8 protein-coding genes and 1 riboswitch are annotated in these 6,727 nt (G+C 72.3%); of the genes, 4 read left to right on the top strand and 4 right to left on the bottom strand.

Annotated features, from left to right (window positions below; genetic code table 11):
• The 4 genes from ACXJMZ_RS24640 to ACXJMZ_RS24625 form a co-directional block, all read right to left on the bottom strand.
• A partial coding sequence (locus ACXJMZ_RS24640; protein ID WP_457032229.1) for a cbb3-type cytochrome c oxidase subunit I occupies window positions 1-1,206 on the bottom strand: 1,206 nt, incomplete at its 3' end.
• 152 nt (window positions 1,207-1,358) lie between these two features.
• The gene (thiE, locus tag ACXJMZ_RS24635; protein ID WP_457032225.1) at window positions 1,359-2,000 is read right to left on the bottom strand and encodes a thiamine phosphate synthase; all 642 of its coding nucleotides are present in this window, start codon (window positions 1,998-2,000) and stop codon (window positions 1,359-1,361) included.
• Window positions 2,000-2,359, bottom strand: coding sequence for an Rv2175c family DNA-binding protein (locus ACXJMZ_RS24630; protein ID WP_057233117.1), 360 nt, complete (start codon window positions 2,357-2,359; stop codon window positions 2,000-2,002). Before ACXJMZ_RS24630 ends, thiE begins: the two co-directional genes overlap by 1 nt.
• 21 nt (window positions 2,360-2,380) lie before the next feature.
• Window positions 2,381-3,544, bottom strand: a complete 1,164-nt coding sequence (locus tag ACXJMZ_RS24625; protein ID WP_457032228.1) for an NAD(P)/FAD-dependent oxidoreductase — start codon at window positions 3,542-3,544, stop codon at window positions 2,381-2,383.
• 102 nt (window positions 3,545-3,646) lie between these two features.
• Window positions 3,647-3,758: riboswitch (TPP riboswitch) on the top strand.
• Between ACXJMZ_RS24625 and thiO the strand changes: the two genes are divergently transcribed.
• The 4 genes from thiO to ACXJMZ_RS24605 all read left to right on the top strand — a co-directional run bounded on the left by thiO (window position 3,755) and on the right by ACXJMZ_RS24605 (window position 6,705).
• Window positions 3,755-4,906 (top strand): glycine oxidase ThiO, encoded by a 1,152-nt coding sequence (gene thiO, locus ACXJMZ_RS24620; RefSeq protein WP_457032224.1) that lies wholly within the window; start codon window positions 3,755-3,757, stop codon window positions 4,904-4,906. Its footprint overlaps the riboswitch before it by 4 nt.
• A 5-nt stretch (window positions 4,907-4,911) precedes the next feature.
• Window positions 4,912-5,130 carry a sulfur carrier protein ThiS gene (thiS, locus tag ACXJMZ_RS24615; RefSeq protein WP_457032223.1) on the top strand — a complete coding sequence of 73 codons (219 nt, stop codon included), beginning with the start codon at window positions 4,912-4,914 and terminating at the stop codon, window positions 5,128-5,130.
• 5 nt (window positions 5,131-5,135) lie between these two features.
• The gene (locus ACXJMZ_RS24610) at window positions 5,136-5,933 is read left to right on the top strand and encodes a thiazole synthase (protein ID WP_457032222.1); all 798 of its coding nucleotides are present in this window, start codon (window positions 5,136-5,138) and stop codon (window positions 5,931-5,933) included.
• Window positions 5,934-5,958: 25 nt separating this feature from the next.
• A complete protein-coding gene (locus ACXJMZ_RS24605; protein WP_457032221.1) occupies window positions 5,959-6,705 on the top strand; it encodes an endonuclease/exonuclease/phosphatase family protein in 747 nt (248 codons plus the stop codon).
• The last annotated feature ends 22 nt before the right edge of the window (window positions 6,706-6,727 follow it).

Raw genomic sequence — 6,727 nt, 5'->3', positions numbered from 1 at the left:
GGCGAACATCGCGAACACCACGGTGCCGAACACCACGTAGTGGAAGTGCGCCACCACGAAGTACGAGTCCGAGACGGAGAAGTCGATCGGCGGGGAGGCGAGCAGAACACCCGTCAGACCACCGAACAGGAAGGTCACCAGGAAGCCGATCGACCAGAGCATCGGAGTCTCGAAGCTCAGCGAGCCGCTCCACATGGTGCCGATCCAGTTGAAGAACTTCACCCCGGTCGGGACGGCGATGAGCAGCGTCATGAACGAGAAGAACGGCAGCAGGACCTGGCCCGTGACGAACATGTGGTGTGCCCACACCGTCACCGACAGGCCGGCGATCGCGATCGTCGCCGCGATCAGACCGGTGTACCCGAAGATCGGCTTGCGGCTGAAGACCGGGATCACCTCGGAGACGATGCCGAAGAACGGCAGCGCGATGATGTACACCTCGGGGTGACCGAAGAACCAGAACAGGTGCTGCCAGAGCAGCGCCCCGCCATTGGCCGGGTCGAAGACGTGCGCCCCGAACTTCCGGTCCGCCTCCAGCGCCAGCAGGGCGGCGGCCAGCACCGGGAACGCCATCAGCACCAGCACGCTGGTGAGCAGGACGTTCCACACGAAGATCGACATCCGGAACATCGTCATGCCGGGCGCGCGCATGCAGATGATGGTGGTGATGAAGTTGACCGAACCGAGGATGGTGCCGAAGCCGGACAGCGCCAGGCCCATGATCCACATGTCGGCGCCGATACCCGGCGAGTGCGTCGCGCTGTTCAGCGGCGCGTAGGCGAACCAGCCGAAGTCCGCCGCACCGTCCGGCGTCAGGAAGGCGCCCATCGCGATCAGCGAGCCGAACAGGTAGAACCAGTAGGCCACCATGTTCAGCCGGGGGAACGCCACATCGGGGGCGCCGATCTGCAGTGGCATGATCCAGTTCGCGAAGCCCGCGAACAGCGGCGTCGCGAACATCAGCAGCATCGCCGTGCCGTGCATCGTGAACATCTGGTTGAACTGCTCGTTCGACACCAGTTGCAGGCCCGGCCGGGCGAGCTCGGCGCGCATCACCATCGCCATCAGCCCGGCCGCCAGAAAGAACGCGAACGAGGTGACCAGGTACAGGGTGCCGATCCTCTTGTGGTCGGTGGTCGTCAGCCATGAGACCAGCACCTTGCCCCGGCCCGCCCGCCCCCGCTGCGGCCCGKGCGGTGGCGCCACCGCGACCTCACTCGGCAGAAGTGTCACGTGCCGCACCTTCCGTGCTCGGGTCGGACCTCTCGGCCGACAGCCGGTAGCTGCCCCATGACTACCAGTCAGGAACGGAAGGTGTGCGCGGGCACGCGGGGGGTGTCAGCCCTGAGCGTGACGGATCAGGCTCGTAGGCGGCGGGCCAGCTCAGCAGCTGCGGCGCCGGGGTCCTCGGCGGCGGTGATGGCGCGGACCACGACGACGCGGGTGGCACCCGCAGCGAGCACCTGGTCCAGGTTCCCCAGGTCGATGCCGCCGATCGCGAACCACGGGCGGTCCGTCACGGCCTTGGCCGCGTACGAGACCAGGTCGAGGCCGGGGGCGTGGCGGCCGGGCTTAGTGGGGGTGGGCCAGACGGGGCCGGTGCAGAAGTAGTCGACGCCCGGCTCGGCGACGGCTGCGTCGACCTCGGATTCGGCGTGGCAGGACCGGCCGAAGATCACGTCCTCGCCGAGGATCGCCCGGGCGGCGGGCACCGGCAGGTCGTCCTGGCCGAGGTGCAGGACGTCGGGGCGGGCCGCGTGCGCGACGTCGGCCCGGTCGTTCACCGAGAACAGCTTGCCGTGCCGGCGGGCGGCGTCGGCGAAGACCTCCAGGTACTCCAGCTCCTGCTTCGCCTCCAGGCCCTTGTCCCGGAGCTGGACGATGTCCACCCCGTTGGCCAGCACGGCGTCGAGGAACTCCGGCAGGTCGCCCTGCGCGCGGCGGGCGTCGGTGCACAGGTACAGCCGGGCGTCGGCCAGCCGCGTGCGGGCGTCCGTCATCAGATCAGCTCCGCCTGGGCACGGCGCTTGACCTCGGTGGCACGGTTCTCGCACAGGGCCTGGATCGGGCTGCCGGGCAGCGAGGGCTGCTCGGTGAACATCCACTCCAGCACCTCCTCGTCGGAGAACTGGGCGTCCCGCAGCAGGGTCAGCGTGCCGGAGAGGTGCTTGACCAGGCCAGGACCGTCGATGAAGGCGGCGGGCACCTGGAGGGACTTGTTCGGACCACGGCGGACCGCGATCAGCTTTCCGGACTTCACCATGTCGCGGACCTCGGTGACGGGGACACCCCACTGCTCACTGATGTCGGGCAGGTACATCCACGCGGGGACAAGGGCTTCGATCTTCTCTGACGTCATCTCGCTCACGGCACCAGAATCTCACAGCGGGTTCGGCCCGACCGCCGCCTTCAGCTGCACGGACGGGTCGGCGGCCGCCACCGGGTCCAGTACGACGCCGCGCTCGATCAGCTTCTTGGCCTGGTTGACGTCGCGCGGCCGGTCCACCGAGAGCAGCCCGGTCAGCCGCCCGTCCCGGAGCCAGAGCACCGTCCAGGCCGGGTCCTCGGCCGAGCCGCGCCAGAGCATCAGGTCGGTCTCGGCGTGCCGCCCGGCGTACTGCACCATCCGCCCGAACTGCTCCGACCAGAAGTACGGCACCGGGTCGTACGGCGTGCCCGCCCCGAGCACCGAGGCCGCCACCGCCCGCCCGGACTGCAGCGCGTGGTCCCAGTGCTGGACGTTCACCCGGGTGCCCAGCCGGGCCGACGGGTACGCGACGCAGTCGCCCGCCGCCCAGACCCCGGGCAGCGAGGTACGCAGCTGATCGTCCGTCAGGACCGCCCCGGACCGGTCCAGCTCCACCGGCGAGCCCGCCAGCCAGCCGGTGGCGGGGCGGGCACCGATGCCGACCACCACCTCGTCGGCGGCCAGCTCGGTGCCGTCGGCCAGCAGCACCGCGCCCGGCTCGACCGCCGCCACCCCGACCCCGCAGCGCAGCTCGACCCCGGCGTCCGCGTACCACTGCGTCATCAGGCCGCCGAGTTCGGCGGGCAGCGCTCCGGCCAGCGGCGTCGAGGCGGCCTCGACCACCGTCACCTCGCAACCGAGCTGCCGGGCCACCGTCGCGGTCTCGGCGCCGATCCAGCCCGCCCCGACCAGCACCAGGTGCCGCCCGGGCCGCAGGCTCGCGCGCAGCGCCAGCGCGTCCTCGAGGGTGCGCAGCGTCCGGGCGCCGGGCAGGGTGACCGGCTTGGCGCCGGTGGCGATCACCAGGGCGTCGTACGGCAGCGCGCCCCGGTCGGTGTGCAGCAGGCCGGGCTCCAGGCCGGTGGCCCGCCAACCCGGCATCAGGTCGACACCCGCCCAGTCGATGTCCAGCGTGGTGCTGTCGCGCTGCCCGAGCAGCACGTCCTTGGAGAGCGGCGGCCGGTCGTACGGCAGCTCCCGCTCCGCGCCGAGCAGCCTGATCGGCCCGCCCCAGCCCCCCTGCCGCAGGGCCAGCGCGGTCTGCGCGCCCGCCATGCCGCTGCCGACCACGATCATCTGGTCCCCCGTCAGCTCTGCCACACCGGCCACCCTACCCACCGGTGTCGTCCAGCCCTCGAACAGCGACCTTCGAGCTGCCTGAGCACGGGGATATGGTGGGTGCCGTTACACGGGAGCCCGGTGCACCGGGCTGAGAGGCGGGCTGGGGCAGCCTGCGACCGTCCGAACCTGATCCGGGTCATACCGGCGAAGGGAGAGCGAAGTACTTTGACACGCACCGAGAGCGATGTCCTGGTCATCGGCGGCGGCATCATCGGCCTCGCGGTCGCCTGGCGGACCGCCCAGCGCGGGCTGCAGGTCACCGTGGTGGACCCGGAGCACGGGCGGGGGGCGGCGCAGGTCGCGGCCGGCATGCTGGCCCCGGTCACCGAGCTGCAGTACGGCGAGGAGCCGCTGCTCCGGCTGGGCATGGCCTCCAACGACCGCTACCGCGACTTCGTCGCCGAGCTCGCCGACCTGACCGAGCTGGACACCGGTTACCGGGAGACCGGCACGCTGGCCGTCGCGCTGGACTCCGACGACCGGGCCGAGCTGCGCGAGCTGCACGAGTTCCAGCAGCGGCTCGGCCTGGAGTCGCACTGGCTGACCGGCCGCGAGTGCCGCAGGCTCGAGCCGATGCTGGCCCCGGGCGTCCGGGGCGGCCTGCACGTGACCGGCGACCACCAGGTGGACGGCCGACGGCTGGCCGCCGCCCTGGTGCTGGCCTGCGAACGCTCCGGCGTCACGCTGCACCGGGCCTCGGTCACCGGGCTGCTGGTCGAGCAGGACCGGGCCACCGGCGTCCGGCTGAGCACCGGTGAGCGGCTGACGGCCGCTCAGCTGGTGCTGGCGGCGGGCCCGCAGAGCCACCTGCTGCCCGGTCTGCCCGCCGGGGTGCTGCCGCCGATCCGCCCGGTGAAGGGGCAGGTGCTGCGACTGCGGGTGCCGGAGCGGTACGCGCCGTTCCTGTCCCGCAACGTCCGGGCCGTGGTGCGCGGGCAGCACATCTACCTGGTGCCGCGGGCCGACGGCGAGCTGGTGATCGGCGCGACCAGCGAGGAGCAGGGCTACGACACCACCGTCACGGCGGGCGGGGTCTACGAGCTGCTGCGGGACGCGCACGAGCTGGTCCCCGGGCTGACCGAGCTGCCGCTGGTGGAGACCGGTGCGGGCCTGCGGCCGGGGTCGCCGGACAACGCCCCGCTGCTCGGCCCGACCGCGCTGCCAGGACTGGTGGCCGCCACCGGCCACTACCGCAACGGCGTACTGCTCACCCCGGTGACCGCCGACCTGATCGCCGAGCACCTGGCCACCGGCGCCGTACCGGCCCTGGCCGCCCCGTTCTCCCCCAGTCGCTTCACCCCGAAGGCCGCCGCATGAACGCCATGAACGATATGAACGAGCTGATGCTGACCGTCAACGGCACGCCCCGCCAGGTGTCCCCGAGCACCACCCTGGCCGAGCTGGTCGCCACCCTGAGCACCGCGCCCACCGGCGTGGCCGCCGCGCTGAACGAGGCCGTGGTGCCACGCTCCGCCTGGGAGACCACCGCACTCGACGCGGGCGACCGGGTCGAGATCCTCACCGCAGTCCAGGGAGGCTGACCGACATGGCCGACGACACCCTCACCATCGCCGGGGTCACCTTCGACTCCCGGCTGATCATGGGCACCGGCGGTGCCCCCAGCCTGGAGATCCTGGAGCAGGCGCTCCAGGTCTCCGGCACCGAGCTGACCACCGTCGCGATGCGCCGGGTCGACCCGGGCACCCAGGGTTCGGTACTGGACGTACTGACCCGCAACAACATCCGGGTGCTGCCCAACACGGCCGGCTGCTACACCGCCGGGGAGGCCGTGCTGACCGCCCGGCTGGCCCGTGAGGCGCTCGGCACCGACTGGGTGAAGCTGGAGGTGATCGCCGACGAGCGGACTCTGCTGCCCGACCCGATCGAACTGCTGGACGCCGCCGAGACCCTGGTCGACGACGGCTTCACGGTGCTCCCGTACACCAACGACGACCCGGTGCTGGCCCGCAAGCTGGAGGACGTCGGCTGCGCGGCGATCATGCCGCTCGGCTCGCCGATCGGCTCCGGTCTGGGCATCCGCAACCCGCACAACTTCCAGCTGATCGTGGCGAGCGCGGGCGTCCCGGTGATCCTGGACGCGGGCGCCGGCACCGCCTCCGACGTGGCGCTGGCGATGGAGCTGGGCTGCTCGGCGGTGATGCTGGCCTCCGCCGTGACCCGGGCCCAGGAGCCGGTGCTGATGGCCGACGCGATGCGCCGCGCCACCGAGGCGGGCCGGCTGGCCTTCCGGGCCGGCCGCATCCCGCGCCGCTTCCACGCCGAGGCCTCCTCCGCGATGGCCGGGCGCGCCGACCTCGACACCCGCGAACGGCCCGCTTTCTGACGACGGGTCACCTAGCATCGGCGGGGTGATCCAGCTACCCGTGTCCGGAACCGAGCCCGACGGGGCGCAGGTGGTCCGGCTGCTCAGTTACAACGTCCGTTCGCTGCGGGACGACCGCGAGGCGCTGGTCCGGGTGATCCGGGCCTGCCGCCCCGACCTGGTCTGCATCCAGGAGTCGCCCCGGTACTGGCGGCCCGAGGGCCAGGCCGCCTGGCTGGCCCGGCGGACCGGCACGGTGATCCTCTCCGGTGGCGGCCGGGTCGCCGCCGGCCCGCTGCTGCTCGGGCGGCTGGCGGTGGACGTGCTGGAGACCCGGGACAGGCTGCTGCCGAAGACCCGGGGCCTGCACGCCCGGGGCTTCGCCACCGCGAAGGTCAGGATCGGCCGCTCGGCACCGTTCGTGCTGACCAGCTGTCACCTCAGCCTGGACCAGGACGAGCGGCTGCGGCAGTTCGCACTGCTCCCCGGCCAGGCCGAGGACGGCGAACTCGCCCTGATCGCGGGTGACTTCAACGAGCACCCGGACGGCCCCGGCTGGCAGCGCCTCGCCGCGGCCTACCAGGACGGCCATGTCGTGGCGCCCTGGGGCGGCACCAACACCTCGGTGCCGTCGAACCCGTACCAGCGGATCGACGGCGTCTTCGCCTCCCCCGGCGTCACCGTGCTGGCCTGCGGCGTCCCGCACGAACTCCCGGGCGTGGCCCCGGCCGACCTGCTGGCCGCCACCGACCACCTGCCGCTGCTCGCCGCCGTCCGGCTGCCGCCCGGCTAGCCGTTCTCAGAAAGGGCTGGCC

This window comes from Kitasatospora sp. P5_F3 (assembly GCF_054049135.1).
The sequence above is the reverse complement of the archived record's forward strand: the minus strand, read 5'-3'. Positions and strand labels throughout refer to the sequence as shown.

Bases quoted from the DNA above. Each gene is read 5' to 3' on its own strand.
- thiE (WP_457032225.1), bottom strand. From the start codon at position 2,000: ATGACGGACGCCCGCACGCGGCTGGCCGACGCCCGGCTGTACCTGTGC.
- ACXJMZ_RS24625 (WP_457032228.1), bottom strand. From the start codon at position 3,544: ATGATCGTGGTCGGCAGCGGCATGGCGGGCGCGCAGACCGCGCTGGCC.
- thiS (WP_457032223.1), top strand. From the start codon at position 4,912: ATGAACGATATGAACGAGCTGATGCTGACCGTCAACGGCACGCCCCGC.
- ACXJMZ_RS24630 (WP_057233117.1), bottom strand. From the start codon at position 2,359: ATGACGTCAGAGAAGATCGAAGCCCTTGTCCCCGCGTGGATGTACCTG.
- ACXJMZ_RS24610 (WP_457032222.1), top strand. From the start codon at position 5,136: ATGGCCGACGACACCCTCACCATCGCCGGGGTCACCTTCGACTCCCGG.